General features: G+C 71.4%; 26 protein-coding genes. 14 read left to right on the top strand and 12 right to left on the bottom strand.

The genetic code is table 11. The annotated features are described in order from the left end of the window. Positions 1-260: 260 nt before the first annotated feature. The gene (locus tag KVT45_RS04230) at positions 261-1,277 is read left to right on the top strand and encodes a glutathione S-transferase family protein (RefSeq protein WP_217545097.1); all 1,017 of its coding nucleotides are present in this window, start codon (positions 261-263) and stop codon (positions 1,275-1,277) included. Positions 1,278-1,293: 16 nt separating this feature from the next. Further along, positions 1,294-1,635 carry a DUF4235 domain-containing protein gene (locus KVT45_RS04235; protein WP_217545098.1) on the top strand — a complete coding sequence of 114 codons (342 nt, stop codon included), beginning with the start codon at positions 1,294-1,296 and terminating at the stop codon, positions 1,633-1,635. 167 nt (positions 1,636-1,802) lie between these two features. Here KVT45_RS04235 and KVT45_RS04240 read toward each other — a convergent pair whose 3' ends face one another. After that, positions 1,803-2,522 (bottom strand): TetR/AcrR family transcriptional regulator, encoded by a 720-nt coding sequence (locus tag KVT45_RS04240; RefSeq protein WP_217545099.1) that lies wholly within the window; start codon positions 2,520-2,522, stop codon positions 1,803-1,805. Between the two features lie 131 nt (positions 2,523-2,653). Here KVT45_RS04240 and KVT45_RS04245 point away from each other — a divergent pair, with 131 nt between their 5' ends. From KVT45_RS04245 to KVT45_RS04260, 4 genes are all read left to right on the top strand, one after another. Then, on the top strand, positions 2,654-4,147 hold the full coding sequence (locus tag KVT45_RS04245) for an APC family permease (protein WP_217545100.1): 1,494 nt from the start codon (positions 2,654-2,656) through the stop codon (positions 4,145-4,147). 11 nt (positions 4,148-4,158) lie between these two features. Next, positions 4,159-5,793 (top strand): amidohydrolase, encoded by a 1,635-nt coding sequence (locus KVT45_RS04250; RefSeq protein ID WP_217545101.1) that lies wholly within the window; start codon positions 4,159-4,161, stop codon positions 5,791-5,793. A 178-nt stretch (positions 5,794-5,971) separates the two neighbouring features. After that, the gene (locus KVT45_RS04255; RefSeq protein WP_217545102.1) at positions 5,972-6,199 is read left to right on the top strand and encodes a hypothetical protein; all 228 of its coding nucleotides are present in this window, start codon (positions 5,972-5,974) and stop codon (positions 6,197-6,199) included. Positions 6,200-6,566: 367 nt separating this feature from the next. Then, positions 6,567-8,297: a hypothetical protein gene (locus KVT45_RS04260; protein ID WP_308310641.1), complete on the top strand. Its 1,731-nt coding sequence runs from the start codon at positions 6,567-6,569 to the stop codon at positions 8,295-8,297. A gap of 72 nt (positions 8,298-8,369) precedes the next feature. Here the strand turns inward: KVT45_RS04260 and KVT45_RS04265 are convergent, their stop codons facing one another. From KVT45_RS04265 to KVT45_RS04285, 5 genes are read right to left on the bottom strand one after another with little or no spacing between them, the layout of a single operon-like run. Then, entirely contained in the window at positions 8,370-9,617 is a 1,248-nt protein-coding gene (locus KVT45_RS04265; RefSeq protein WP_217545103.1) for a cytochrome P450, read from the bottom strand. Further along, positions 9,614-10,219 carry an ATP/GTP-binding protein gene (locus KVT45_RS04270; protein WP_217545104.1) on the bottom strand — a complete coding sequence of 202 codons (606 nt, stop codon included), beginning with the start codon at positions 10,217-10,219 and terminating at the stop codon, positions 9,614-9,616. The genes KVT45_RS04265 and KVT45_RS04270 overlap by 4 nt, the downstream gene beginning before the upstream one ends. Further along, on the bottom strand, positions 10,200-10,571 hold the full coding sequence (locus KVT45_RS04275; RefSeq protein WP_089103419.1) for a DUF742 domain-containing protein: 372 nt from the start codon (positions 10,569-10,571) through the stop codon (positions 10,200-10,202). The genes KVT45_RS04270 and KVT45_RS04275 overlap by 20 nt, the downstream gene beginning before the upstream one ends. Continuing rightward, the gene (locus tag KVT45_RS04280; protein ID WP_217545105.1) at positions 10,568-10,978 is read right to left on the bottom strand and encodes a roadblock/LC7 domain-containing protein; all 411 of its coding nucleotides are present in this window, start codon (positions 10,976-10,978) and stop codon (positions 10,568-10,570) included. The genes KVT45_RS04275 and KVT45_RS04280 overlap by 4 nt, the downstream gene beginning before the upstream one ends. A gap of 5 nt (positions 10,979-10,983) precedes the next feature. Then, positions 10,984-12,804: an ATP-binding protein gene (locus KVT45_RS04285; RefSeq protein ID WP_217545106.1), complete on the bottom strand. Its 1,821-nt coding sequence runs from the start codon at positions 12,802-12,804 to the stop codon at positions 10,984-10,986. 349 nt (positions 12,805-13,153) lie between these two features. Here KVT45_RS04285 and KVT45_RS04290 point away from each other — a divergent pair, with 349 nt between their 5' ends. Then, positions 13,154-13,516 carry a DUF1304 domain-containing protein gene (locus KVT45_RS04290; protein ID WP_217545107.1) on the top strand — a complete coding sequence of 121 codons (363 nt, stop codon included), beginning with the start codon at positions 13,154-13,156 and terminating at the stop codon, positions 13,514-13,516. Beyond that, complete coding sequence (locus KVT45_RS04295) at positions 13,513-14,079, top strand: TetR family transcriptional regulator (RefSeq protein WP_217545108.1); 567 nt, start codon at positions 13,513-13,515, stop codon at positions 14,077-14,079. The genes KVT45_RS04290 and KVT45_RS04295 overlap by 4 nt, the downstream gene beginning before the upstream one ends. A 4-nt stretch (positions 14,080-14,083) precedes the next feature. Here KVT45_RS04295 and KVT45_RS04300 read toward each other — a convergent pair whose 3' ends face one another. Then, a complete protein-coding gene (locus tag KVT45_RS04300) occupies positions 14,084-14,932 on the bottom strand; it encodes a hypothetical protein (protein ID WP_217545109.1) in 849 nt (282 codons plus the stop codon). 154 nt (positions 14,933-15,086) lie between these two features. On the opposite strand from KVT45_RS04300, the gene KVT45_RS04305 reads away from it, so the two are divergent. Continuing rightward, the gene (locus tag KVT45_RS04305; protein WP_217545110.1) at positions 15,087-16,037 is read left to right on the top strand and encodes an NADP-dependent oxidoreductase; all 951 of its coding nucleotides are present in this window, start codon (positions 15,087-15,089) and stop codon (positions 16,035-16,037) included. Positions 16,038-16,053: 16 nt separating this feature from the next. Here the strand turns inward: KVT45_RS04305 and KVT45_RS04310 are convergent, their stop codons facing one another. Further along, on the bottom strand, positions 16,054-17,160 hold the full coding sequence (locus KVT45_RS04310; RefSeq protein ID WP_217545111.1) for an NAD(P)-dependent alcohol dehydrogenase: 1,107 nt from the start codon (positions 17,158-17,160) through the stop codon (positions 16,054-16,056). A 25-nt stretch (positions 17,161-17,185) separates the two neighbouring features. After that, on the bottom strand, positions 17,186-18,643 hold the full coding sequence (locus tag KVT45_RS04315; protein ID WP_217545112.1) for an aldehyde dehydrogenase: 1,458 nt from the start codon (positions 18,641-18,643) through the stop codon (positions 17,186-17,188). Between the two features lie 144 nt (positions 18,644-18,787). Here KVT45_RS04315 and KVT45_RS04320 point away from each other — a divergent pair, with 144 nt between their 5' ends. Both KVT45_RS04320 and KVT45_RS04325 read left to right on the top strand, forming a co-directional pair. Beyond that, positions 18,788-19,216, top strand: a complete 429-nt coding sequence (locus KVT45_RS04320) for a MarR family winged helix-turn-helix transcriptional regulator (RefSeq protein WP_217545113.1) — start codon at positions 18,788-18,790, stop codon at positions 19,214-19,216. A gap of 174 nt (positions 19,217-19,390) precedes the next feature. Continuing rightward, the gene (locus tag KVT45_RS04325; RefSeq protein WP_308310642.1) at positions 19,391-19,783 is read left to right on the top strand and encodes an anti-sigma factor antagonist; all 393 of its coding nucleotides are present in this window, start codon (positions 19,391-19,393) and stop codon (positions 19,781-19,783) included. A 31-nt stretch (positions 19,784-19,814) separates the two neighbouring features. Here the strand turns inward: KVT45_RS04325 and tuf are convergent, their stop codons facing one another. The 3 genes from tuf to KVT45_RS04340 all read right to left on the bottom strand — a co-directional run bounded on the left by tuf (position 19,815) and on the right by KVT45_RS04340 (position 22,803). After that, complete coding sequence (gene tuf / locus KVT45_RS04330; RefSeq protein ID WP_217545115.1) at positions 19,815-21,008, bottom strand: elongation factor Tu; 1,194 nt, start codon at positions 21,006-21,008, stop codon at positions 19,815-19,817. Positions 21,009-21,073: 65 nt separating this feature from the next. After that, the gene (locus KVT45_RS04335; RefSeq protein ID WP_217545116.1) at positions 21,074-22,027 is read right to left on the bottom strand and encodes a ribose-phosphate pyrophosphokinase; all 954 of its coding nucleotides are present in this window, start codon (positions 22,025-22,027) and stop codon (positions 21,074-21,076) included. A gap of 59 nt (positions 22,028-22,086) precedes the next feature. Continuing rightward, on the bottom strand, positions 22,087-22,803 hold the full coding sequence (locus KVT45_RS04340) for an SDR family oxidoreductase (RefSeq protein ID WP_217545117.1): 717 nt from the start codon (positions 22,801-22,803) through the stop codon (positions 22,087-22,089). 78 nt (positions 22,804-22,881) lie between these two features. Between KVT45_RS04340 and KVT45_RS04345 the strand changes: the two genes are divergently transcribed. From KVT45_RS04345 to KVT45_RS56110, 3 genes are all read left to right on the top strand, one after another. Beyond that, entirely contained in the window at positions 22,882-23,694 is an 813-nt protein-coding gene (locus tag KVT45_RS04345) for a helix-turn-helix transcriptional regulator (RefSeq protein ID WP_217545118.1), read from the top strand. A gap of 216 nt (positions 23,695-23,910) precedes the next feature. Further along, the gene (locus KVT45_RS04350) at positions 23,911-24,543 is read left to right on the top strand and encodes a DUF4230 domain-containing protein (protein ID WP_254646344.1); all 633 of its coding nucleotides are present in this window, start codon (positions 23,911-23,913) and stop codon (positions 24,541-24,543) included. A gap of 180 nt (positions 24,544-24,723) precedes the next feature. Then, entirely contained in the window at positions 24,724-25,506 is a 783-nt protein-coding gene (locus tag KVT45_RS56110) for a VanZ family protein (protein ID WP_254646284.1), read from the top strand. Positions 25,507-25,568: the final 62 nt, after the last annotated feature.

Here is a 25,568-nt window from a genome sequence, read left to right on the forward strand (position 1 = left end):
TAGAAAAATCTGTTTCCGGAAGGCATGAACCGGCTTCGGGCCGGGCAGCCGAATAGCAGGCCCCGCCGCGTTCCCCCGTCGCGGCGGGGCTTTCATGTGCCCTCCTGCTGCCTCCTGGGTGATCGGCAGGCCGGCGGCGAGCGCCACGAACGCCGACCGCGCCGACGGGCTGATCACTCCGTGCGAGAGGCCGAAATGCGGGAACGCATTCCCGCAGGGCCCCCGGTCGACCGCGGGCGGCCCCCGGGCAAGGAGGACGTATGAGCGGCGGCGAAGGCAACAGCGCGCTGGGACACAAGGCATTCAGCCGGTCCCCCAGCCATTTCACGGACCGGATCACCGCGGACGGACGGGACGGCTGGCCGGTGGCCGCCGGACGCTACCGGTTGGTGGTCAGCCGAGCCTGCCCGTGGGCGAGCCGGGCGGTGATCTCCCGGCGGCTGCTCGGCCTGGAGGACGCCCTGTCGCTCGCCGTCACCGACCCGGTCCAGGACGACCGCAGCTGGCGCTTCACCCTCGACCCCGGCGGCCGTGACCCGGTGCTCGGCATCCGGTACCTGAGCGAGGCCTACGACCGCCGGGAGACCTACTACCCAGGCGGCGTGAGCGTGCCCGCCGTCGTGGACGTGCCGAGCGGGCGGCTGGTCACCAACGACTACCAGCGACTGACCCTGGACCTGGCCACCGAGTGGACGGCACTGCACCGGGACGGCGCGCCGGACCTCTACCCGGCGCGGCACCGGGACGAGATCGACGCGGTGCTGGCGGAGGTGTACGAGGACGTCAACAACGGGGTCTACCGGGCCGGGTTCGCGCACGAGCAGCACAAGTACGAGGAGGCCTGCGCCGGGGTGTTCCGGCGGCTGGAGCTGCTCGCCGAGCGGCTGGCCGGGCAGCGCTACCTGGTCGGGGACACCCTCACCGAGGCCGACATCCGGCTGTTCACCACGCTGGTGCGGTTCGACGCCGTCTACCACGGCCACTTCAAGTGCAACCGCTGGAAGCTCGCGGAGAACCCGGTGCTGTGGGCGTACGCCAGGGACCTCTACCAGACACCGGGATTCGGTGACACCGTCGACTTCGACCACATCAAGCGGCACTACTACCAGGTCCACACCGGGATCAACCCGACCCGTATCGTGCCTCTCGGCCCGGATCTCGCCGGGTGGCTGACGCCCCATCACCGGGAGGAGCTCGGCGGCCGGCCCTTCGGGGACGGGACGCCGCCCGGCCCGGTGCCGGCGGGCGAGGAGGTTGCGGTCGCGGGACGGCCCTGAGAACGCGGAGGCAGGCATGGCCAAGCGCAGGAAGAAGCTGAAACTCCCGCTCGTCTACGCACCCGTCGGCTTCGTGCTGACCTGGGCCGGCGGGGCGCTGGGCGCACTGGCCTTCCGCCGGACCTGGCAGGCGCTGCGCGGCGAGGAGGACGCGCCGGACGCCCTGGACCGGGACCGCGGCTGGGGCGAGGTGCTGCTGGCCGCGGCGGTCCAGGGCGCGGTCTTCGCGGTGGTGCGCAGCGCCGTGGACCGCACCGGCGCGACGGCCATAGAGCGCTCGACCGGGGTGTGGCCGACGGCCGGCAAGGGCGGCCGGGACCGGGTCAGCCCTCCGGGGGCGGGGTCAGACGCGGCGTGAGGGAGTGCCCGGCCGGGTCGGCGTAACCACGCTCCTCGGGCGGGTCCTCCCGGTACGCCTGTCCCCGGGCACCGGATTCAGTCGGCCGCCCTCCGGCCGTCTCCCGTCGCGCCTGCGCCGGCGCCCGGTGCCGTTGTGGTGCGGGAGGGGGCGGGTCCGCGCGGCCGTCAGGCGCCCGCGGCCTCGCGGATCTGCGCGAGCCGCGCCTCGGCCGCCGTCAGCAGCAGGTCGAGGGCGGCCGGGTAGGAGCTGCCCCGCATCGAGGCCACGAGATGGCGGGCGGTGGCCGCGATGTTCGGATGGCTGGTGGCGGGCAGCCGGGCGTAGGTCGCCCGCCACACGTCCGCCTCGGCGTCCCGGGCGGCCTGGGGCAGGGCGGTGTTGGCGGAGTCGAGGGCGCCGTACGCCAGGGCCTGGTCGACGAAGGCGTGGTAGACGCGGACCGCCTCCGGATCCGGGAAACCGGCGTTCCGCAGCACCCCGAGGATGGTCTCGACGGCCTGGATCTCGTACGTCCGCCCGGTCACCCGGTGGGCGCTGAGCACCGCCGCCCGGGGGTGGGCGAGGGATCCGGCGTGCATGCGCAGGCCGAGGTCGCGCAGGTCGGCGCGCCAGTCGCCGGTGGGCCGCCAGACCCGCAGGGTACGGCCGATCAGCTCGTCGGCGATGGCGAGCATCAGGTCGTCGGTGTGCCGGAAGTAGCGGTACAGGGAGCTGGGGTCGGCACCCAGGGCGCGGCCGAGGCGGCGCACGGACAGGGCGTCGGCGCCGTGCTCCTCGATCAGCCGCATCGCGGTCTCGACGATCAGCTCCTCGGAGAGGACCACGCCCTGTCTGGTGGGGCGCCGGCGCTGCCGGGCGGCGGCCGGGACGACACGTTCGCTCATGGGTCCCTCCCTTACGGTGTGCCGGGCACCTTATGACAACACCGTTGACCTGTGAAGGGCGCCGGCAGTTTCATGTCCCGTCACCGGGGCCGACCAGTCCGGCCCCCAGGTGCGAGCGGAGTGTGCCGGCCATGACCGACCAGCCCTACACAGCAGACCCCCCTGAGTTGCGCAGATCCCTCGGCGTCCTCGACGGCATCGCGGTCGCCGCGTCCAGTACGGCCGCCACCACCAGCATCGGCATCGGTCTGGGGGTGACGGCCGGGGTGGTCGGGCTGCATCTGCCGGCCGTCATGCTGCTGGCGTTCCTGCCGGTCCTCGGCATCGCGGGGGCCTACTCCCGGCTGAACCGCGTGGAGCCGAACGCGGGCAACGGCTATGTGTGGGTGGGCCGTTCGCTCAATCCGTGGCTCGGCTTCATGGTCGGCTGGGTGAACATCGTGGCGACGGTGGCGTTCCTCGCGTACACCACGGCGGTCACGGGATCCGCGATGCTGCAGCTGGCGGGCGAGGCCGGAGTGCACCGGATCGGCTCGCTCGCCCTCGACCCCGGCTCCACGGCACAGACCACGGCCGTCGGCATCGTCGTCCTGGTCGCCGTCACCCTGACCGCCGTGACCGGCATCCGCACCGCCGCCCGCCTCCAGACGGGGCTGCTGGTCTTCGAGTACGTGGTCCTGCTCGGGTTCTGCGGCTACGGCATCGTCAGCGGACCGCACCCCTTCAGGCTGAGCTGGTTCGACCCGTTCGCGATCCCGTCGGCCACCGCACTCGCCCAGGGGCTGCTCCTTTCGGTGTTCTGCTACTGGGGTTTCGAGGCCGCGTTCAGCGTCAACGAGGAGGTCCGCGACCCCCGGGACGCCTCCCGGGCCGGGCTGATCACCCTGGTGACCATGCTGGGGCTGTTCCTGCTGGGCTCGGTGGCGTTCCAGCGGGTGCTGTCCGAGAAGGAGCTGGCCGGGCACGGGGCCGAGGGGCTGGCGTTCTTCGGCGACCGGCTGGCCTCGCAGCCGTGGGCCGCGCTGCCGCTGGTGGCGCTGATGTTCTCGGCGGTGGCCTCGCTCCAGGCCGGGGTGATCCCGACGGCCCGGGGCATGTTCGCGATGAGCCGGGACCGTACCCTCGGGCCGGTGTGGTCCAGGGTCAGTGCCCGGTACGGGACCCCGGCGGCCGGCACGCTGCTGATCGGCGCGCTGGCCGTGGCGGTCGCCGCGCTCGCCCTGGTGATCCCGCGGCTCGCCGACATGATCATGGCGACGGTGAACGCCGTCGGCATCGTCGTCGCCCTGTCGTACGCGCTCACCGCGCTCGCCGCCGCCGCGCGCTTCCGCACCCTGCTCCGGGAGGACTGGCGGCAGGGCGTACGGGCCGTGGTCCTGCCGGCGCTGAGCGCCCTCGCCCTGCTGGGCCTCGGCGGCTATCTCGGCTGGTCCTTCTACACCTCCGCCGACCACTTCGAGGTCAGCGCGGACAACGGCTGGTTCCTGCTGACCACCCCGCTGGTGATGATCGTGTCCGGGTTCGTCGCGGCCGGGTGGGCGAAGTACGTGCGCCGCTCGCCGTACTTCCGCACCGGCGAGGGCACGGATGCCGACGCGCCCCAGCTGCTCTCGACCCCCAACTAGGAACAGGAAACATGCACGCAGATCTGCTCTTCACCGGTGGCCCCGTCCTCACCCCCGAGGGCCCCGTGGCCACCGCCGTCGCCGTCACCGGTGAGCGCATCACCGCCGTCGGTCCCGCCGGGGAACTGCGGGAGCTCGCCGGACCGCGCACCGAGGTGGTCGACCTGGCCGGGCGGCTGCTGCTGCCCGGGTTCCAGGACGCGCACATCCATCCGGTCCCGGCCGGCCTCGAACTGACCCAGTGCGATCTGACCGGGCTGCGGACCGCCGAGGAGACCGTGGCCGCCGTACGCGCCTACGCAAAGGCGCATCCGGAGCGGGCGTGGATCCTGGGCGGCGGCTGGTCCATGGAGGCGTTCGCGGGCGGCACGCCGACGAAGGAGCTGCTGGACGCCGTCGTACCGGACCGGCCGGTGTACCTGCCCAACCGGGACCATCACGGGGCGTGGGTCAACAGCCGGGCCCTGGAGCTGGCCGGTATCGGCCGCGACACGCCCGACCCGGCCGACGGGCGGATCGAGCGGGACGCGTCCGGCGTGCCGAGCGGCACGCTCCAGGAGGGCGCGATGCAGCTGGTCGGCCGGCTCGCGCCGCCGGCCACCCCGGCGGACCGGCTCGCGGCGCTGCTGCACGCCCAGCGGCATCTGCACGCGCTCGGCATCACGGCCTGGCAGGACGCGCTGGTCGGGGAGTTCCTCGGCATGGACGACCCGTCGCAGGCGTATCTGACGGCGGCCCGGGACGGTTCGCTGACCGCGCGGGTGGTGGGCGCGCTGTGGTGGGACCGGGAGCGCGGGGCCGAGCAGATCCCCGAACTCGTCGAGAAGCGGACCGCGTTGAGCCATGGCCGGTTCCGGGCGGGCACGGTGAAGCTGATGCTCGACGGGGTGGCCGAGAACGGCACGGCCGCACTGCTCGATCCCTACCTGGACAAGTGCGGCTGCGCGACGGGCAATCGGGGCAAGAGCTTCATCGATCCGAAGCAACTTCCCATGTACGTGGCCGAGTTGGACGCACTCGGCTTCCAGTGCCATTTCCATGCGCTGGGAGACCGGGCCGTACGCGACGCGCTGGACGCGGTCGAGGCGGCGCGAGCGGCCAACGGGATGAGCGACACGCGACCCCACCTGGCGCATCTCCAGGTCGTACACCCCGACGACGTACCGCGTTTCGCGCGACTCGGCGCCACCGCCAACATCCAGGCGCTGTGGGCCGCGCACGAGCCGCAGATGGACGAGCTGACCATCCCCTTCCTGGGCTCGGAACGGGCCGGGTGGCAGTACCCGTTCGGGTCGCTGCTGCGGGCCGGGGCGCGGCTCGCGGGCGGCAGCGACTGGCCGGTGAGCAGCCCCGACCCGCTCCAGGGCATCCATGTCGCGGTGAACCGGGTCGAACCGGGCGGCGACGCGCCGGTGTTCCTGCCCGGGGAACGGCTGGGGATCGGCGCGGCGATCACGGCGTACACGGCCGGTTCGGCCTACGTGAACCACCTCGACGACACCGGGCGGGTGGCGGTCGGGACGCTCGCGGATCTGGTGGTCCTGGACCGCGATCCGTTCACCGGACCCCCCGAGCGCATCGCGGACACACGCGTCGCGCACACATACGTGGGGGGCGCGCGAGTGTACTCAGCTCCGGAGGCATGAGCAGTAACACACGTCACGGTCAGGTCACGCGTAGATCATTTACGCTCTGGGCAGCCTCGTAGCGCCTCACGGCTCAACTTTCGAGCCACGAAGGCCAGTTCGAGTGCACGGGTGGCCGACAGGCCACCCGTTTCGCAGAGACGGGGGGCTCTGCGCACTGTCGCCCGAAAGGAAACACATGCCTCAGGACGTCACCTTCGACCTGCCCTTCGAGACCCCCGTCAGTGAGCATCCGGAGTTCGCGCGCGCCCGGCATCCGCGCTGGATCCGGGACATGGGCCCGGTGCACAGCAAAGCCGGGTTCGAGGAGCACCTCACCGGCCTTCCTGGAGCGGCCGCGGCCCTCGGAGGCGGTGGCCGCGCCACGCCTGGCGGGCCGCGAGTGCTTCCTGGCCGACACGGCTGAGGCGGCGATGCAGGTACTCGCCTTGTAGCAGGAGCGCGCTTCGACAAGGGCGGGCCGTTCACGCAAGGCCGGCGGTGTCGAGGACGAATCCGCCGTGGACGAGCGGCTCGCCGCGTTCGAGAACCGAGCGGGCACGGGGCTGTTCGCCCTCGAAGGGCAGGTCTGCGGCCCGTTCCACTTCCTCGGCCGTCGACGCGGCAGTCGTACCCCCCTCGCGATCGTTCGCAGCAGAAGGCGGAGCCGGTCGCGTGAGTCCGGCTGTTCGGCGAGGCCGTCGCGGAAGAACCAGAAGTTTCCCGGACCCGACCGGCCAACGACCACGGTCGGTCGATTCCGTTGCCAGGACCACAGCTCGAAGGAGACCGGTGTGACATCTCAAGGCGTAGGTGCTGTTCAGAAGGCGTCCGCCGACAGCCTGCTCCCGGCGCAGCCAAGCGCCCAGCTCCAGCCCTCGGAGGCGGGGAACACGCTGGCCGGCCTCTTCGTGAAACGCGTCAACGGGACCACGGAGCAGTACCGAAGGTCCCAGAACGCCGCTCAGCAGCGGCTGGACGCACTCGGCTCCCCCCACACCGGCACCACGCTTCATGTGGAGGGAGCCCTCCAACTGGCGCCACGCCCGTTCCTCCCGCCCGACGAGGAGGGCTACGCCAGGTTGAAACGACTCGACACCAGCCTGCGCATGATCGAAGCGGCCTTCCCGGAAGTCGGCACCGATGCCGAGATCTGCCGACTGACCTGCACGATGCTGGAAGGGGCCTGGCGGAGCCGGGCGCTCGCCCCGCCGCGTGAGGAGGAGCGGGCAACCGCCTGCGCCTGCCCGCTGTGCCGTCGGCTGCCCACGCCCCCTGCGCGCACGCTGGGCGACTACAGCTGGCGGCAGAGCGCCGGTCGTCCCCTCACCGTCAAGGCCTGGCCCTACCGCCGGGAACTCGACAGCGTCCTGACCGCTGGATGGATCTGGGTCCGGCAGTTGAACGACCTTGAACGAGACCTTGGCCTCCGCCACCGCTTCGAGGACGACATCCTCGTCTTCCACGAGTACAAGCGCGTGATCGACACCATCGACACCACGCACGTCACCCAACTCGTCGAAGGCCGCTTGGCCGAGAGTTTCAGCATCAACAGCGCACGGGCCCTGGTCTGCGGACTCTACGCAGCCCACAAGCGATCCGTCGACGAGCACTGGCTCCAACAGCACCACGCGGGCAGCGTCACGCTCCCCCAGACCAACCCGCTCAGCCAGAGCACCTATTCAGCCCTGCAGATGCTGGACTGCCTGTTCTGGCACGTCTCACCCGATACGGAACTCTGGCAGGAAGAACACCTCGCCTCCCTGCTGCTGTGCCGCGTCATCGACGACATGGCCGACGTACGAGTCGACTCCCTCACCGGCGAGATCAGCAACTTCTGGCTCGCCGACCTACCCACCCACACCAAGGCCCTCTACGCCGCCTGCACGATCGCCCTCATCAAGTACGGCTGCATGCCCGAGGCGCATGAACCGATGTGGAACACCTGGTTGATGAGCAGCACCATCGTCTGGATGGGACTCACGGGCCGCCACGCCCTGTGGTTCGACGGCATCACCGAGGGCCTTCCCCCGGCCGAGGACTGCCCGCTGTGCGACCTGCAGCCCAACCCGTGCACCGGCATCCTCACCCACGGCACCACCCTCACCATCGGCCCGCGCCCCACCGCACCGGCACTGAGCTCCCGGACCGCCGAGCTGTCCGCACTCTGCCGAGCCCAATTCCCCCGGACATGGGCCCTCTTCGACGCCGAGCTCCATGCCTTCGAAGCACTGCACGGCCCCTGGCAGGGCAACACCGACAGCACATGGGAGATCCTGCGACGCACCTACGTCGCCGCCGTGGAGGCATCCATGGACGCACCGTCCCCGGACCGCGCTCGGCAGGTCCAACAGGACGCCGGCGCAGTCGGATCCGAGAAGTTCTACACCCTGTACGACCCTCAGACCGGGAGGGAGGACACCGCACTGCTCTCCTACATGTTCGGCTGCGCCCACCCGCATTTCATCTGGAACGCCACGGGATACCAGCCCACGACCGTCACCGGCGACTGGCTCGACGGCTGACGCCTCGATCCTGTTCCGGAACCACCGACGACGCTGCTGCCCGGCCGGTCCTCCGGCCGGGCAGCAGCGTGCTCAGACCGGGAACTCGACCGGCAGTCTGTCCAGCCGGGACTCCCAGGTGGAGGCCGTCGAGGTGAGCTCGTCCGCCGGCGTGGCCAGCCGCAGGCCCGGCAGCCGGTGCAGGAGGACGTCCACCGCGATCTCGATCATGGACTGACCCATACTCTGCCCGGGGCACTCGTGAGGGCCCGCGCCGAACGCCAGGTGCGCCTGGTTGCCCTCCACCGAGACACCCGGGTCGGGCCGGACCTCGGGGTCGAGGTTGCCCGGGGCGAGACCGAGCACGAGCAGGTCGCCCGCCCCGATGAGATGCCCGCCCAGTTCGACGTCGCTGGCGGCGAAGCGTCCCGGCAGGACGGTCAGCGGCGGGGAGTTCCACATGGCCTCCTCCATCACCGCCGAGATGTTCAGCTGCCCGCTGGTCAGCCCGGAGAGCCGGGAGGCGTCGGTCAGGACCAGCCGCAGCACCCGGGCCAGCAGGTTGGTCGTGACAGCCGCGGCGATCATCACCATGCGCAGGTGATCGACGATCTCGTCGTGGTCGAGAGCCGCGTGATGGTCCAGGAGGTCGCTGGCGAGGTCGGAGCCGGGTTCGGTCCGCCTGCGCTCGACGAGTTCGCCGAAGATCTCCCTGATCCTGCCGTCGTGCATCACGGCGTCCTCGCCGCCCTTGAGCAGTTCGGCGCAGGACTCGACCAGCCGGCGCCCCTCCACCTCGGCGAGCCCGAGAACGCGGCTCATCACGAGCATCGGCACAAAGTCGGCGTAGTCCGCCACCAGATCGGCGCGGCCGACGGCCGCGAACCGGTCGATCTGCTTGTTGGCGAAGTGCGTGGCGTGGCGCCGGATACCACGGCCGACGGCGGCCTGCAGCACGTCGTTGACGGCGCCGCGCAGCCTGCGGTGCGGCTCGCCGTCCTGGGACACGCAGTCGGGACGCCAGGCGAGCATCGGGATCAGGGCGGAGGTCTCCTCGATCCGCCCCTCCCGGTAGTCCCGCCAGGTCCGCGCGTCCCGGGGGAACTGGCTGGGATTGTCGAGCACCCGCCGGCTGTCCCGGTAGCCCAGCACCAGCCAGGCGTTGATGTCGCCCTCCAGCAGCACCGGCGCGACGGAGCCGTGCTCCTTGCGCAGCCGCTCGTAGATGCCGTGCGGGTCGGTCGCCGCCTCGGGCCCGTACAGCCGGGCCAGGTCGGGCGAACCGTGCGCGACCGGGCAGCCGCGGGGGGCGTCGGGACTGTCGAGGCTCTGGTCGTTCATCGGGGCTCCAGTGCGACGGCGGAGCGTTCCTTCAAATGACGTATCAGGGCGATCAGTACGTCACGGCTGGAGGCCCGGTCACGGGCGTCACAGGCCACGATCGGGGTGTGCGGGGAGATGTCGAGGGCGTCCCGGATCTCCTCGATGGGGTGTTCCTTGCAGTCCGGGAAGACGTTCAGGGCGATGACGAAGGGCACGTTCTGCCGCTCCATCTCCTCGATCGCCCGGAAGCTGGAGGCCAGCCGCCGCGTGTCCACCAGGACGATCGCACCGAGCGCGCCCTTGAACAGGCCGTTCCACAGGAACCAGAACCGCTCCTGTCCGGGGGTGCCGAACAGGTACAGCATCAGGCCCTCGTTGATGCTGATCTTGCCGAAGTCGAGGCTGACCGTGGTCTCGGCCTTGTCCGCGACGCCGATGAGGTTGTCGACGCCGACGGTGGCCTGGGTGAGGGTCTCCTCGGTGGTGAGCGGCTTGATGTCGCTGACGGAACGGACCATGGTGGTCTTCCCGGTGCCGAACCCCCCGGCGATCATCACCTTGACCGAGCGGGTCCCCCCGGCACCGGGGTCGCCGGGATGGTCAAAGCCTTTCAAGTCCACTGAGTACCTCCTGGAGGAGCGCGAGGTCAGGCCCGCGTCCGGCGTGGTGCGCCGGAATGGGATCACGGGCTTCAATACGGCCTGCGTCCAGCAGATCCGCCAACAGCACCGCGAGAATGTTGAAGGGCAATCCGAGATGGGCGGTGAGTTCGGCCACCGACAGCGGATCACGGCAGCGCCGGACTATCTCCTCGTACTCGTGCTGCATCCCCGGGACGGGGGCGGTGCGGGAGACGACGAGGGTGGCAACGTCGAGGCTCGACGCCGACCCGCCCGGTCCACTGCGTCCCCCGGTGAGGACGTAATAACGCTCGAGACCGGACGGATCCGATGGCCGGCGGGGAGCACTCATCCAGAGTGCTCCTCCAGGCGCGGAGAGGTGCCGAGCAGCTCGCCCATCCGCCGTGACAGGTCCCTCATCTGATGACCGAGCAGCCCCTGGTCGAGTCCTTCGCGGGCGAGGACCCCGAGATACGTCTCCACACCGGCCCGCACGACGAAGAGGTGACCGCCGTCGACCTCGATCATCGCCAGCCGCAGCTGCCCCGCGTACTTGGGGAACTGCCCGGCGACCGGCTGGGCCAGGGCCTGCAGCCCCGCCACCACGGCCGCGAAGCGGTCCACGTCGTCGGGGTCTTCGGCGCCAAAGGAGGTGATGGCCTTGCCGTCGCTGGAGGCCACGAGGGCGAAACGGATCTCCGGGATGCTCTCCACCAGATCACGGAGCGCCCAGCTCACGTCGGTTCCCTGTTGCGTCATGTGGACTAGTCGCTCTCTTCAGTGCGGTGCTCGGCGGACTCGCGTCCGGCGGCGGCGTCATCGGCGCCGGCCGGGGTCGCGGGTGCCGCGTCGTCTTCGTCTCCGGTCAACTCGGCCTCGCTGTCCGCCGCTTCGTCCGCGACGGGCACGCGGCCCGCGGTGGCGAAGGCGGCCAGGCCCGCGAAGGACTCGTCGGGCGGGGCCGCGGGGAACGCGGTGCCCTGCGTGCGGGCGGTGCGCTCCTCGGGCTGCTCCTCCTCGCGGCGCCGGCTGCGCCGCCGGGGCAGTCCGCCCGGGGTGGTGTCCGGGGCCTCGCCGGACTCCGGCTGAGTGACGGTTTCGACGGCGACCGAGCCCTGCGCCTGCACCGGGGACGCGACGGCGGGGGCGGCCGTCACGGGAGCCGGAGCGGCGGGGGCCGCGGGCAGCGGGCTGAAGAACTTGTGCGGGACCACGACGACCACCGAGGTACCGAGCCAGGGCGAGTCCGCGAAGGTGACCCGGATGCCGTAGCGGCGGGCGAGGATGCCGACGACCCGCAGGCCGATGTTGGCGTCCTCGGAGATGCCGCCGATGCCGGGTCCGGCCGCGGTGCCGGTCAGCGAGTGCTCGGCCTCGCGCTTCTTCTCCTCGCTCAGGCCCTTGCCGGAGTCCTGGATCTCGATGCCGACGCCGTTGGGTACCTCCTTGCCGGAGACGACGACCGGCTCGGTGGGCGGCGAGTAGCGGGCCGCGTTGTCCAGCAGGTGGGCGAAGATCAGCGTGAGGTGGTCCACCAGACCGCCGTCGACGCCGAGTTCGGGCAGATGCCGGACCTCGACGCGGTGGAAGTCCTTGATCCGGCCGATACCGCCGCGTACCACGCTGAGCAGGCGCTGAGGCTCCTGCCACTGACGGCCGGGGCGGTCCGAGCCGCCCAGCACGCCGATGCTGCCGGCGAGCGAGTCGGCGGGGCCGAGCTCCTGGTCGAGCTCCATGAGACCGCGGGCCACGGCGGGCAGCCGGCCGTGCTCGCCCTGCATCTCGTGCAGCCGGCCGCGCAGCTTGCTGGTCAGGACGTGGATGCGGTTGCCGATGCTGATCACGGCCTGCTCGGCGGAGGTGGAGCGGTTGAACTCCTCCTCCACACTGATCAGCGAAGTGCGCAGGATGCGGCGCAGGTCGGCCCGGACGTCCTTGTCGACCTTGGCGCACTGCTCGGTGACGGGCAGCAGGTCGTCGATGGCGTCGCCGTCGCGCAGCCGCTTCAGCGCGTCGGGCAGCTGCTCGTCGGCGAGCCGGGAGATCGCGGCCCGCTGGTGCGTGAGCTGCTCCTGCCAGACCTCTGCCTGGTCGGCGAGCTGTGCCTCGGAGGACTTCAGCTGGTCGGCGAGCCGCTCCTCGTACGCCCGTGCCCGCTCGGCCAGTTGGGTGTCGTAGTGGGCGGTCCGGTCGGCGAGCCGGCCCTCGAAGGCGGACGCCTGCTCAGTGAGCTGAGCGTCGAATGTGGCCGACTGCTCGTTGAGCTGGCTCTCCAGCGTGGCGCGCTCGGCGGAGAACTTGCGCTCCAGGCCCGAGACATGCTGCTGCCACTGCTGGGAGTGCTCGGCCTGCGAGCTGCGGAACGACCCTTCGGCGCCGCGTAGTTGACGCTGCGAGCGGATCAGGAGCCGTACGCACACGGAGCTCGCGACGGTGGCCGCGGCGCCTGCGACGGCCGCGGTTATTCGCTCGGAGCTCATGAACGTGGCGGCGACCGTCCCTCCCCCTAAGGCCAGCGGCATCAGCCACCAGCTGTACCAGGCGACAGGGGCCCGCGCCGCCGGCGGCGGAGTGGCGAGTTCCATCTGCATCCTTAAAAGCAACACAATCGAACAGCAGTGAACAGGGGCAGTGTGCGTAGGCCGCACTCATGAGTGCACACGGCGGGACGGACCCAGCGTGGGGTGCGTCAACTCGCTGTGACGGAAGGGAGCTTATCGGGTTTGAACCCCAAAGGATCAACCTCGACGAGCAGAGGAAGTGAGGGTTCCGTCACGCTCCGCCAGTTGGCGGCAAATCAACAAATACCCATTCTCGACCGCGACTTCCCGACATACACCCCTATGACTCGGCCCAGCGCGACCCCGTCACCTCCTGGACACCTGTCCAGCTATAGTAGACACCTGTTCATGAGATGGGGAGGGTCTGTCGATCATGGAAATACTGGCGAACGTGCTGGTCGGGCTGGTGGCCGCGCTGCACGCGTACATCCTGGTGATGGAGATGTTCCTGTGGCAGAAGAGCCCCGGGATGCGCTTCCACGGCTTCGACGCGGACCTGGCCCGGCGGACCGCACAGCTCGCCGCCAACCAGGGCCTCTACAACGGCTTCCTGGCGGCCGGCCTGGTGTGGGGGCTGGTCGCGGCCGACCCGACGGGCTTCCGGGCCCAGGTGTTCTTCCTGTCGTGCGTGGTGGTGGCCGGGGTGTACGGCGCGGTCACGGCCAACCGGCGCATCCTGTTCGCGCAGGCGCTGCCCGGCGCGCTCGCCCTGGCCGCCGCCCTCGCCGCCCGATGACCGGCCGCCCGGCCGCCGAGGATCCGCGGGCCGCCCGCACCCGGGCCCGGCTGCGGGCGGCCCTCCTGGAGGAGTGCGCCGAACGGCCGCTCGCCGAGGCCGGGGTGGCCGCGGTGGCGCGCCGGGCCGGGGTGGGCCGGGCCACCTTCTACGTCCACTACGACGGCCTGGAGGCGCTGGCGGTCGACGCCTGCGCGGACGTCGTCCGGGACGCCGTGGACGCGCTGCACGCCTGGCGCGGCCGGCCGGATCCGGTGCACGCGCCGCCCGCGCTGCGGGAGTTCTTCGCCGGGCTGGTTCCGCACGCGGCCCTGTACCGGGAGTTGCTCGCGCCGGGCGGCGGGGGTCCGCTGGGCCGGGTGCTGCACCGGGACCTGCGGGCGCGCAGCCTGGCCGAGCGGGAGCTGGTGGGCGCGGCGGACGCCCCGCTGGTGGCCTCGGCGGTGGCCGCCACCTTCGCCGGGGTGCTGGCCGACTGGCTGCACGGCCTGCTCGACGCCGGTCCGGACGAAGTGGCGGACCAGGTATGGCAGTTGCTGGTCGCCCTGCACATGAGCCGCTGAGCGGTCAGGCACAGGCGAAGCCGCGCCGCTCCCTGGGCCAGGCCTCCACGCCGTGCGAGGTGCGGACGTACGCCGTGTCGCCGTCGTCCGTCAGCCACAGCCGCCAGTCGCGGAAGCGGTATCCGGTGTCGTGCGCGTCGGCGGGCATCGTGGTGTCACCGTCGTAGCGTCCGGCGAGTTCGGAGCCCTCGGCGAAAACGCCGTGCGGGTCGCGGACGTAGGTCGTGCCGCCGAGCGTCAGGAAGTGTGCCGACTGCCAGCCGCAGTGCTCGGGGCCGGAGGAGCTGGTGATCTTCGAGACCGGTACCCGGCGGCCGTGTGCCTCGGTCCAGATCTCGGGCCATCCCGCTCCCGTCGTCACACTCGCCGGGAGTTCGGAGGGATCGCAGGTGGCGTTGGTCTCCGGCCCCCAGCCGGGCCTGCCCTTCTGGTCCCTGGCGACCACGACGGCCACTTTCGTGCGCCCGCCGACGTCGTAGGAGTAGAGCACCCGGTCCGCCTCCCGGCGCTCCACGCGGTAGCCGCTGCGCGGCACCTCCGGTTCGAACATGTCGAAGAAGAGCCGCAGGCCCGCCTCGGGCGAGTCGCCGCCGTCGCCCTCGCTCCAGCCGTCGGGCCCGGTCCCCCAGTAGATCTCCCCGTCGCACTCCAGCGCGCGGCCGGCCGCGCCGGAGGCGGTGCGCATGGCCTGCGGGGTGCTCGCGTCGACCTCCCGGGTGGGGATGTCCAGCGATCCGCGGTACGGCGTCGCGGGCGGCGTCCCCTCGACCACCAGGTCCGGCCCGCTCGCGCCGTCGCAGGCCACCGCCGCGGCCGCCACCAGTACCGTCGCCGCCGCCAGCCCTCTGCGCATGCCCGCCCCCGCCGCTCGTCACCGTTGCCGTCCTTGGACGGCGGAGCGGGCCGGAACGTTCACCCTCGCCAGGAGGAAGGGCTGGCACGATTCCATCGAAGGTTGGCCATCGTGCCATTTTCCGGTCGGGCGCGTCCCGGCAGGCTGGGTGACCATGAACGATGTGAACACGATGCGTGCGATCAGCCAGGACGCCCTCGGCGGCCCCGAGGTGCTGAAGGTGATCGAGGTGGAGCGGCCGAAGCCGCGCCCCAACGAGGTGCTGGTCCGGGTGCGGGCCGCCGGCCTCAACCCGACCGACTGGAGGCACCGGGAGACCGGCGGATTTCTGGGCAAGCCGCCCTTCGTCCTGGGCTGGGACGTCTCCGGAACGGTCGAGGAGACCGGGATCGGCGTCGCCGCCTTCCGGCCCGGGGACGAGGTCTTCGGCATGGTGCCCTACCCGTTCGGGCACGGCACGCACGCCGAGTACGTGCCCCTTCCCGCCCGTGCCCTGGTGCCGAAGCCGGCCGGGATCGACCACGTCCAGGCGGGCGCGCTGCCGCTGGTGTCGCTGACGGCCTGGCAGGCACTGGTGGAGAACGCCGACGTACAGCCGGGGCAGCGGGTGCTGATCCACGCGGCGGCCGGCGGGGTCGGACACGTGGCGGTGCAGATCGCCAAGGCGCGTGGCGCGTACGTGATCGGCACGGCGAGCGCCGGCAAGCACGACTTCCTGCGGGAGATCGGCGTGGACGAGCCGGTGGACTACCGGTCCGTGGACGTCACGGAGGCGGTGCGCGACGTCGACGTCGTGCTCGACACGATCGGCGGCGACACCTCGGTGGCCTCGCTGCGGGTGCTGCGGCCGGGCGGGATCGAGGTGTCGATCCTGCCGCTGGGCTCGCCCGAGCTGTACGAGGAGGCCGAGCGGCTGGGCGTGCGGGCGGTGCGGATGCTGGTGGACGCCGACCGAGCCGGGATGCGGGCGATCGCCGGACTGGTCGAGGAGGGGAAGCTTCGGGCCACGGTCGCGGGGACCTTCCCGCTGGCCGATGCCGCCAAGGCGCACGAGCTGGGCGGCACCGGCCGGACCACGGGCAAGCTGGTCCTGGTGGTGGACTGACGTCCGCGGGACGGACTCAGAAGGTGAGCACGGGCTTGATCGCCTTGCCCGTGCTCATGTCCTGCACGGCCCGGTCGATCTCGGCGAACGGGTAGGTGCTGATCAGCCGGTGCAGCGGCAGCCGCCCCTCGCGGACCAGCCGGACCAGGGCCGGTATGAAGGCCTGGGTCTCGCTGTCGCCGAGGGTCAGGCCGACGATCCGCTTCCCGGCCAGCAACCCGTTGACGTCCAGGGGGACTTCGGTACCGAAGGGCGGGGCGCCGACGACGACCAGGATGCCGCGGGCGGCGAGCGCGTCGACGCCCTGGCGGAGCACGGCGACGCTGCCCGTCGTCTCCACGATGCCGTCGGCGCCGGCTCCGTCCGAGATGCGCCGGAGGGCCTCGGGCACGTCCTCCCGGGTCGCGTCGACGGTGTGGGTGGCACCCACCTCCCGTGCCAGTTCCAGGCGTTCGGCCACCCGGTCGACGGCGACGATCGTGGTGGCGGGGGTGAGCGCGGCGGCCATGACGGCCGACAGGCCGACCGCTCCGGCGCCGAGGACGACGATGGTGCTGCCGGTGGCCGGCTCCAGGACGTTCCACACGGCGCCGACCCCGGTCTGCACCCCGCAGCCGAGCGGGGCGATCGACTCCAGCGGCACGTCCGGGTCGACCCTGACCAGGCTGCGCTCGTCCACCAACGCCCGCTCGGCGAAGGAGGACTGGCCGAAGAAGTGACCGCCGAGCGGTTCGCCGTCCCGGCTGAGGGTGGCGGTGCCGTCGGCGCGCCGGCCGCCGATCAGGTTGAGCGGCAGCCAGGTGGTGCAGTAGGCGGGGTGGCCGCCGTGGCAGTTGCGGCAGGCGCCGCAGGAGGTGAAGGACAGCACGACGTGGTCGCCGGGGGCCACGCCGGTGACGGCGGAGCCGACGGCCTCGACGACGCCGGCGCCCTCGTGGCCCAGGACTCCGGGCAGCGGGAAGGGAAGTCCGCCACTGGCCACGCTGAGGTCGGTGTGGCACAGACCGGTGGCGACCATGCGGACGAGCGCCTCGTAGGGCCCCGGCGCGTCCAGTTCGACGTCGCTGAGGGTGAAGGACGCGCCGCCGGACTCGACCACGGCGGCTCGGGTGGTGAGGGACATCGTACGAACTCCTGGTCTGGGGGGCTCAGTCGAGCGAGACGACGACGGACTTGACCTTGGTGTACGCGGTGAGGGACTCGGGGCCGTACTCGCGGCCGAAGCCGGAGGCCTTGACGCCGCCGAAGGGGACGGCGGGGTCGAGCATCGCCCAGTCGTTGACCCAGACGATGCCGGCCTGGAGACGGGCGGCGACCCGGTGGGCGCGGGCCAGGCTGCCGGTCTGAATGCCGGCGGCGAGGCCGTACGGCGTGGAGTTGGCGAGGGCGACGGCCTCGTCCTCGGAGTCGAAGGGCTGCACGGTGAGGACCGGGCCGAAGATCTCGTCCTGGACCACCCGGGAGTCGTTCGGCAGGTCGGCGACGACGGTCGGCTGGTAGTAGAAGCCGCCGTTCAGGTCGAGGCGTTCGCCGCCGCAGACGATGCGGCCGCCCTCCTTGCGGGCGAGTTCGACGTACTCCTCGACCTTGCGCAGGTGCTTCTCCCCCGCCATCGGGCCCACCACGGTGGCCGGGTCGCGCGGGTCGCCGACCGGGACGCCGGGCACGGCCTCGGCGAGGATGCCGAGCAGGGTGGCATGGACCGGGCGGGCGACCAGGAGCCGGGGGCCGCCCATGCAGAACTGGCCGGTGTTGAAGACGAAGGCCTTGATGACCGCGCCGACGGCCTTCTCCAGGTCGGCGTCCTCGAAGACGAGGTGGGCCGCGTTGCCGCCGAGCTCCACGGTGACCGGCTTGAGCGCCTCCCCGGCCGTGCTCGCGACGTGCCGGCCGATGGCCGTGGAGCCGGTGAAGGCGACCTTGTCGACGCCGGGGTGGCGCAGCAGGGCCTCGCCCGCGACCGGTCCGGCGCCGGTGACGACGTTGACGACGCCGTCGGGGACGCCCGCCTCCCGGAACAGACGGGCCATGCGGAGGGCGCTGAGCGGGGTCTCGTCGGCGGGCTTGTGGACGACCGTGTTGCCGGCGGCGAGGGCCGGGCCGATCTTCGAACCGGCCAGGATGAGCGGGAAGTTGAACGGCGTGATGGCGGCGACCACGCCGATCGGTTCGCGCCGGGTGTAGGCGAGGGCGTTGAGCGGGATGTCGCGGACGGCGCCGTCCAGGGAGTGGGCGAGGGCCGCGAAGTGCTCGTAGTCGTTGGCCGCGTTGGTGACGTCGACGGCTCCGGCGAGGGTGATGGGCTTGCCGACGTCCAGGCTCTCCAGGGCGGCTATCTCCTCGGCGTTCTCCCGGATCAGCTCGGCGACGCGGTGCAGCACGCGGCCGCGCTCCCGGCCGCTGAGTCCCGACCAGTCACCCGCGTCGAAGGTCTCGCGGGCGGCGCGCACGGCGGCGTCGACGTCGGCGGCCCCGGCCTCCGCGACGGTGGTGATCACCTGGCCGGTGGCCGGATCGGTCACCTCCGTCCGGGCCCCGTCGGCGGCCTCCCGCCACTGGCCGCCGATGAACAGCTGCCCCGGTCCGTTCTCGAAGGTGGTCGTCATTGCCCACTCCCCAGCGTCGATGGCGCGGTCGGCGCCGAGCGCCTTGGTCGCCAAGTTTTCAACAAACAGGATTCCTGTTGGTCGAGCATCTGGTCCGCAGTCTGATTACAGACAGGAATCCTGTCAATGGTCTAGGGTGAACGCATGGTCGGTACAAAGACAGGCCCCTCGCTGCTGTACATGGTCAAGCAGGTGGAGCTGGTGGTCCGCTCCCATCTCGACGAGCTGGTGAAGCCCGCCGGGATCACCGCGCTGCAGTACACGGCCCTGACCGTCCTGGAGCGCCACGACGGCCTGTCGGCGGCCCAGCTGGCCCGGGACTCGTTCGTCACCGCCCAGTCGATGGCCGACCTCGTACGGTCCCTGGAGACACGCGGGCTCATCCGGCGGGAGCGCAATCCGCGCAACCGGCGGGAGCTGCTGATCCTGCTGACCGACACCGCGCGCGAGCTGCTCGCCGGGGTCGCCGGGCCGGTGCGGGAGCTGGAGGAGCGGATGGTCCGCGAGCTGACCGCGCATCAGGAGGAGCAGTTCCGCCAGGCGCTGAGCAAGGCGTGGCACGCGCTGTCCTAGCCGAGCGCCAGGGCTCTCACGTGCCCGTTCCCCGACTGTCGCGCACGCCACAGAAAATGGCGAGCCGAAGCAGCAGACATATGTCAATCGAACATGCTCAAATTCCCTCCATCGAGGGTAACTTGCAAGGCGGGGAACGGAATTGAACCGGCAGGGGTGGGAGGTGATGTCGTCGTGCGCCAGGAACCCCGGCAGGATCCCCCGCCGCTCTCCCGGCACCTGCGCATCCACCAGGACCGCGGCCACACGGTGCTGGAGCTGCGGGGCGAGATCGACATCGCGGCGGCAACGGAGATCGCGCCCTACCTGGACCGGGTGACCGGCCAGGAGAACGTCCGGGTGGTGATCGACCTGTTGCACGTCGAGTTCTTCGACTGCTCGGGACTGCGGCTGCTCTACCGGGCGCGCAGCAGGGTGCTGGAGCGCGGCGGACAGCTCCAGCTGGTCTGTGCGCACCCGCTGACCCTGCGCGTGCTGAAGGTGACCGGACTGTCGCGGCTGCTGCCGCCCAGGGCGACGCTGGACGCGGCCCTGGGCCAGCCCGAGGCCACGTCCGGCACCCTGTGACGCCCTGCCGGTGCGGTTGTCCGGGAATCCGCTAGGTGATGATCCTCGTCACCTGACCGGCGCCGACGGTCCGCCCGCCCTCGCGGATCGCGAACTTCAGGCCCTCCTCCATCGCGATCGGCTGGATCAGCTGGACGTGCACGGTGGTGTTGTCGCCCGGCATCACCATCTCGGTGCCCGGGGGCAGGGTGACGACCCCGGTCACGTCGGTGGTGCGGAAGTAGAACTGGGGGCGGTAGTTATCGAAGAACGGGGTGTGCCGGCCGCCCTCGTCCTTGGAGAGGATGTAGGCGCGGGCCTCGAACTCCGTGTGCGGGGTGACCGTTCCGGGTTTGATGACGACCTGGCCGCGCTCCACGTCGTCCCGTTTGACCCCGCGCAGCAGCAGGCCCACGTTCTCCCCGGCCCGGCCCTCGTCGAGCAGCTTGCGGAACATCTCGACGCCGGTGACCGTGGTCCTCGTCTTCTGCGGGTGGATGCCGATGATCTCGACCTCGCTGTTGACCCGCAGCACCCCGCGCTCGATCCGGCCGGTGACGACGGTCCCCCGGCCGGTGATGGTGAAGACGTCCTCGATCGGCATCAGGAACGGCCGGTCCACGTCCCGTGCCGGCTCGGGCACGAACTCGTCGACGGCGTCGAGGAGTTCGAGCAGGGCCGCGGTCCACTGGGGGTCACCCTCCAGGGCCCTGAGCGCGGAGACCTTGACCACCGGGACGTCGTCGCCGGGGAACTCGTACTCGGTGAGCAGCTCGCGCACCTCCAGCTCCACCAGTTCCAGGATCTCCTCGTCGTCGACCATGTCGGTCTTGTTGAGCGCGACGACGATGTACGGCACGCCCACCTGACGGGCCAGCAGCACGTGTTCCTTGGTCTGCGGCATCGGCCCGTCGGTGGCGGCGACCACCAGGATCGCCCCGTCCATCTGGGCGGCCCCGGTGATCATGTTCTTGATGTAGTCGGCATGGCCGGGACAGTCGACGTGCGCGTAGTGCCGGCGCTCGGTCTGGTACTCGACGTGCGCGATGGAGATGGTGATGCCGCGCTGCCGCTCCTCGGGCGCCTTGTCGATCTGGTCGAACGGGGTGAAGGGGTTGAGCTGGGGGAACTTGTCGTGCAGCACCTTGGTGATGGCCGCGGTGAGTGTTGTCTTGCCGTGGTCGATGTGCCCGATGGTGCCGATGTTCACATGGGGTTTCGTCCGCTCGAACCTGGCCTTCGCCACTGGGGGCCTCCTGATCGCGTCGGTGCCGCCGAGCGCGGTTCAGCGCTACAACTGCTCCTTCCTGTCTAGAGGTTGCGCGGCTCGTCGAACAGGGCGCTCACGGACTCACCGTTGTGAATACGGCGTACGGCCTCCGCCAGCGCCGGGGCGATGGACAGGATCCGCAGCTTGTCGGTGTGTTCCTCGGCGGGCACCGGCACCGTGTTGGTGCAGACGATCTCCAGCACGTCGGGCTGCTCGCTCAGCCGCTTGAGCGCCCCGGCCGCGAACAGCCCGTGCGTGCAGGCGATCCGGATCGAACGCGGCCCCAACTCCCTCAGCCGCTCCAGCAGTTCGATGACCGTGCTGCCCTTGGCGATCTCGTCGTCGAGCACGATGACGTCCCGGTCGGCCACATCGCCGATCACCGAGCTGATGGTGACCCGGTCGTCCGGATACCGCTGCTTGGCGCCGGCCGCCACCTGGGCGCCGATCAGCCGGGCGAAGGCGGCGGCCTCCTTGGCGTTGCCGAGGTCGGGAGAGACGACGGTGGTGCGCGACAGGTCGTACCGCCGGAAGTGGGCCGCCAGCTCGCGCAGCGCGTGCAGATGGTCGACCGGCACCGAGAAGAAGCCGTGCACCTGCGGGGCGTGCAGGGTCATGGCGAGGACCCGGCTCGCTCCGGCGGCCACCAGCAGATCGGCGACGAGGCGGCCGCCGAGCGAGATGCGCGGGGCGTCCTTCTTGTCGGAGCGGGCGTACGAGTAGTGGGGCATGACGACGGTGATCCGGCCCGCGGAGGCGCCGCGGGCCGCGTCGCACATCAGCAGCAGCTCCACCAGGTGCTCCTGCACCGGCCGGACCAGGGGCTGGACCAGGAAGACGTCCCGCTCCCGGCAGTTGGCCTGCAGCTGCACCTCCAGACAGTCGTTGGCGAACCGGCTGACCCGGATCGGGCTGAGCGGCACCCCGAGGTGCGCGCAGACCTCCTCGGCCAGCTCGGGGTGGGCACTGCCGCTGAAGACGGCGATGTCTCGCACGATCCGCTCCTCGCATGATCAATACGGGCTACGGGCTCATGCTACGGACCGCGCCGCTCTCACCACGGCACGGGTGTGCCGTCCCAGGAGAAGAACCCGCCGGTGGGGCCGTCGTCGGGCAGCAGCGCCAGCCGTACGGCACCCCGCGCGCCCTCGGCCGGATCGCCGCCCCCGACGGCGGCACCGGGCACCAGGTCGGTGGCCCGCCGCCCGGGGGCCAGGGCGTTCACCTTGATCCCGTCCTCGGCCAGCTCCTGGGCGTACAGGACGGTCAGCGCGTTCAGCGCGGCCTTGGAGGTGCGGTAGGCGGCGGACCTGGGGACGCCCTCGGTGAACTGCGGATTGGGCCCGGTACTCCAGGTGAGGGACGCGGTGCCGCTGGAGACGTTCACGATGCGCGGGTGGGCGGAGCGGCGCAGGGCGGGCAGGAAGGCGTTGGTGACCGCGGCGACGCCGAAGACATTGGTCTCGTACGTCTGCCGGAAGCCCTCGACGCCGGTTTCGGAAGGGGTACCGGTCACCGGCTGGACGCCCGCGTTGTTGACCAGGACGTCGAGGCGGCCGACGCGGGCGGCGGCCCGCTCGATGCTGCCGGCATCCGTGACGTCCAGCACCAGGAGCCGCGCGCTGCCGCCGATCTGCGCCACGGCCTGCTCGCCGCGCTCGGCCGCCCGGGAACCGACGTGGACCTGGAAACCCTGCTCGGCGAGCAGCCTGGCGACATGGAAGCCGATGCCCTTGTTGGCACCGGTGACGAGTGCTGTGCGATCGTTCATGACAGCCACGGTCCCCCCGGCCGCGTCCGCCCTGCCAGGGACCACCTGTACCAGGCTGACCGAGGAGGCGACGACGGCATGGCGAGGCAGGAACTGGCCCGCTTCCTGCGCGAGCGCCGGGCTGGGCTGCGCCCGCAGGCGGTGGGGCTGCCGCCGGGCACCGACCGCCGCACGCCCGGGCTGCGCCGCGAGGAGGTCGCCGAGCTGGCCCACATGTCCGTCGACTACTACGTCCGCCTTGAGCAGGCCCGCGGCCCCCGCCCCTCCCCGCGCGTCCTGGACGCCCTGGCCGGGGCGCTGCGGCTGACCCCCGCCGAGCGCAGCCACCTCTTCCGCCTGGCCGGCTCGGCCGCACCGCCGCCCGGCACCGCGGCGGTCCGGCAGGTGCGCCCGCATGTCGCGCGGATGCTGGAGCGGCTGCCCGACACCGCGGCGATCGTCACCGACGCGGCCTACGGCCTGGTGGCCTGGAACCCCCTCGCCCAGCTGCTGCTCGGCGGCGACCTGGGACACGGCACGACCAACCTGGCGCGGCGGCGCTTCCTGGGCCAGGGGCGGACGTACGAGAGCTCCAGTGCCGAGGAGTTCGCGCACATCGTGGCGGCCAGGCTCCGGCGGGCCGCCGCGCGCTATCCGCACGACGCGCAACTCGCTGCCCTGCTGGATGAGTTGCGTGCGGAGAGCGCGGAGTTCCGGCGGATCTGGGCCACTCATCCGGTGCACGCCCCGGGACATCGCACCAAGGTCCTGGACCATCCGGAGCTGGGGCGCCTGCGGCTGAACTGCGACGTTCTGCTGGTGCCGGAGGACGACCAGGAGGTCGTTCTCGTCACCGCGGATCCGGGTTCGGTGTCGGCGCGCCGGATCGCGGAGCTGGCCGCCCGGGCCTGACCCGTCCTCCGGGACGGGAAGCCGTGAAGATCGCGCTTGGGCATCGCATGTATCAGTCCTGCCTCAGCTGTCTCAATCAGCCGACAACACGGTCTGACAAGGCTTTTGGCGGGCATTCGTGTCGTTGGAAAGGAGGACCGTCACATGGCGAGTTCCACCAAGGAGAGCAAGGCGAGCTCCACGCAGGAGGCTCCCGTCACGGCCCGGCCCCGGCGCATGTCCGGCTGGGCGAAACTGGTCACCGGGTTGGTGCTGGTGCTCGTGGTGCTGTTCGCCGGGATCAAACTGGCGGTGCTGCCGGGGATCAAGGACCTGTTCGGCACGGAGACCCGCGACAACACCGGCCCGGCGCTGCTCAAGTCCATCCAGGACATGAGCCGTTACGACGCGGCCTCCGGCAACTTCCAGGTCGTCGTGGACCTGGAGAAGGACGCCAAGTACCTGCCCAGCGCGATCCGCGGCACCCGCACCCTGTACGTCGGCGCGGGCACCGTCGACTCCTATGTCGACCTCGGCAAGATCGCCCAGAAGGACGTGACGGTCAACGCCGACCGGACCGAGGCCACCATCCGGCTGCCGCACGCGCAACTGGGCAAGGCCACCCTGGACGCCGACCACTCGTACGCCGTCTCCAAGCAGCGCGGTCTGCTCGACCGGCTCGGCGACCTGTTCTCGGACAACCCGAACAGCGAGCAGGCGGTACAGAAGCTGGCGGTGAAGCACATCTCGGACGCGGCCAAGGACAGCGGGCTGACCACCCGCGCCGAGACCAACACCACCGGCATGCTGGAGGGTCTGCTGCACTCCCTCGGCTTCACGGAGGTGCACGTGTCCTACGGGACGGTCTGATCGACGCCGGGGGACAGCCCGGCAGGACCCCGGTCGCCTCCCGGTGGACGGCGACCGGGGTCCGCTGCCTTCTCGGCGCCCGACGTGCCGAGCGCGAACGTCGGCGAGGAGGTCGGCATCTCCCGGCGCTCGGCGGGTAACAGCGTTACCACGCCGCTAATTTGACGAGTGGAGGACCTCATGGCCAGCGCCGCCTCGCGCCCGCGCACCGCCAAGGGCGACCCGACCGAGGGGACGAAGAAGGACGAGGGCACCGGCCGGAGCGCCGGGCTGTTCACCAAGGCCGCACGCATGATCAAGGTCCGCCCCACCGCAAAGGTCCGCCCCACCGCACCCGGGGCCACCGCGAAGAAGGACGGCGCCACGAAGCCCGCGAGCCCCGCCAAGCCCGCAGGCACCGCCAAGAAGAGCACCACCAAGAAGGGCACCACCGGCAAGGCCGCGACCAAAGCCTCCACCAAACCCTCCACCAAGCCCTCCGCCAAGGCCGGCGGTGTCGAGCGCCGTCCGCTGCCCCTCCCGCTGCGGCTGCTGGCCATGACGTGCGCCTTCGTCGCCATGGTGGCGTTCGCCGTCGTACTGGCCCGGCTGACGCTCGATCCGTCCCCCGCGTCGGTGTCGATCGCCCACACCAATCTGCATCCCGGCGCCACCCTCAGGATCTATCTGGACCAGCCCGCGTTCCGTGACGCCGTCAAGCAGATCGGCGGGAACGTTCTGCTCGGCGTCCCGTTCGGGATCCTCGTGCCGGTCCTCGCGCCCGGCGCCCGGGGCGTCCTGCGGGTGCTGCTGCTCACCGCGATCGTGATGCTGCTGGTGGAGATGGCGCAGGGCGCCCTGGTCACCGGCCGGGCGTTCGACGTGGACGACGTCATCCTCAACACCACGGGGGCGCTGGTCGGTTGGCTGCTGCTGGGCCGGCGGCTGGGCCGGGCGGTGCACGCCCGCAAGCGCAAGGCGTGACGGTCGGCCGATCATCCGGAACCAGCCATCAGATCGTCCAGTACTGGTCCGTACCAAAGTAT

Origin of the sequence: Streptomyces sp. GbtcB6, assembly GCF_019091475.1 — a bacterium.
Lineage (GTDB): Bacteria > Actinomycetota > Actinomycetes > Streptomycetales > Streptomycetaceae > Streptomyces > Streptomyces hyaluromycini.

What these genes read in the sequence shown, in the direction of transcription:
- KVT45_RS04290 (WP_217545107.1), top strand. Translation starts at nt 13,154, where the DNA reads ATGGAAATACTGGCGAACGTGCTGGTCGGGCTGGTGGCCGCGCTGCAC.
- KVT45_RS04240 (WP_217545099.1), bottom strand. Translation starts at nt 2,522, where the DNA reads ATGAGCGAACGTGTCGTCCCGGCCGCCGCCCGGCAGCGCCGGCGCCCC.
- KVT45_RS56110 (WP_254646284.1), top strand. Translation starts at nt 24,724, where the DNA reads ATGGCCAGCGCCGCCTCGCGCCCGCGCACCGCCAAGGGCGACCCGACC.
- KVT45_RS04305 (WP_217545110.1), top strand. Translation starts at nt 15,087, where the DNA reads ATGAACGATGTGAACACGATGCGTGCGATCAGCCAGGACGCCCTCGGC.
- KVT45_RS04350 (WP_254646344.1), top strand. Translation starts at nt 23,911, where the DNA reads ATGTCCGGCTGGGCGAAACTGGTCACCGGGTTGGTGCTGGTGCTCGTG.
- KVT45_RS04315 (WP_217545112.1), bottom strand. Translation starts at nt 18,643, where the DNA reads ATGACGACCACCTTCGAGAACGGACCGGGGCAGCTGTTCATCGGCGGC.
- KVT45_RS04230 (WP_217545097.1), top strand. Translation starts at nt 261, where the DNA reads ATGAGCGGCGGCGAAGGCAACAGCGCGCTGGGACACAAGGCATTCAGC.
- KVT45_RS04285 (WP_217545106.1), bottom strand. Translation starts at nt 12,804, where the DNA reads ATGGAACTCGCCACTCCGCCGCCGGCGGCGCGGGCCCCTGTCGCCTGG.
- KVT45_RS04300 (WP_217545109.1), bottom strand. Translation starts at nt 14,932, where the DNA reads ATGCGCAGAGGGCTGGCGGCGGCGACGGTACTGGTGGCGGCCGCGGCG.
- KVT45_RS04245 (WP_217545100.1), top strand. Translation starts at nt 2,654, where the DNA reads ATGACCGACCAGCCCTACACAGCAGACCCCCCTGAGTTGCGCAGATCC.
- KVT45_RS04320 (WP_217545113.1), top strand. Translation starts at nt 18,788, where the DNA reads ATGGTCGGTACAAAGACAGGCCCCTCGCTGCTGTACATGGTCAAGCAG.
- KVT45_RS04280 (WP_217545105.1), bottom strand. Translation starts at nt 10,978, where the DNA reads ATGACGCAACAGGGAACCGACGTGAGCTGGGCGCTCCGTGATCTGGTG.
- KVT45_RS04295 (WP_217545108.1), top strand. Translation starts at nt 13,513, where the DNA reads ATGACCGGCCGCCCGGCCGCCGAGGATCCGCGGGCCGCCCGCACCCGG.
- KVT45_RS04340 (WP_217545117.1), bottom strand. Translation starts at nt 22,803, where the DNA reads ATGAACGATCGCACAGCACTCGTCACCGGTGCCAACAAGGGCATCGGC.
- KVT45_RS04265 (WP_217545103.1), bottom strand. Translation starts at nt 9,617, where the DNA reads ATGAACGACCAGAGCCTCGACAGTCCCGACGCCCCCCGCGGCTGCCCG.
- KVT45_RS04250 (WP_217545101.1), top strand. Translation starts at nt 4,159, where the DNA reads ATGCACGCAGATCTGCTCTTCACCGGTGGCCCCGTCCTCACCCCCGAG.
- KVT45_RS04310 (WP_217545111.1), bottom strand. Translation starts at nt 17,160, where the DNA reads ATGTCCCTCACCACCCGAGCCGCCGTGGTCGAGTCCGGCGGCGCGTCC.
- KVT45_RS04255 (WP_217545102.1), top strand. Translation starts at nt 5,972, where the DNA reads ATGCCTCAGGACGTCACCTTCGACCTGCCCTTCGAGACCCCCGTCAGT.
- KVT45_RS04275 (WP_089103419.1), bottom strand. Translation starts at nt 10,571, where the DNA reads ATGAGTGCTCCCCGCCGGCCATCGGATCCGTCCGGTCTCGAGCGTTAT.
- KVT45_RS04235 (WP_217545098.1), top strand. Translation starts at nt 1,294, where the DNA reads ATGGCCAAGCGCAGGAAGAAGCTGAAACTCCCGCTCGTCTACGCACCC.
- KVT45_RS04345 (WP_217545118.1), top strand. Translation starts at nt 22,882, where the DNA reads ATGGCGAGGCAGGAACTGGCCCGCTTCCTGCGCGAGCGCCGGGCTGGG.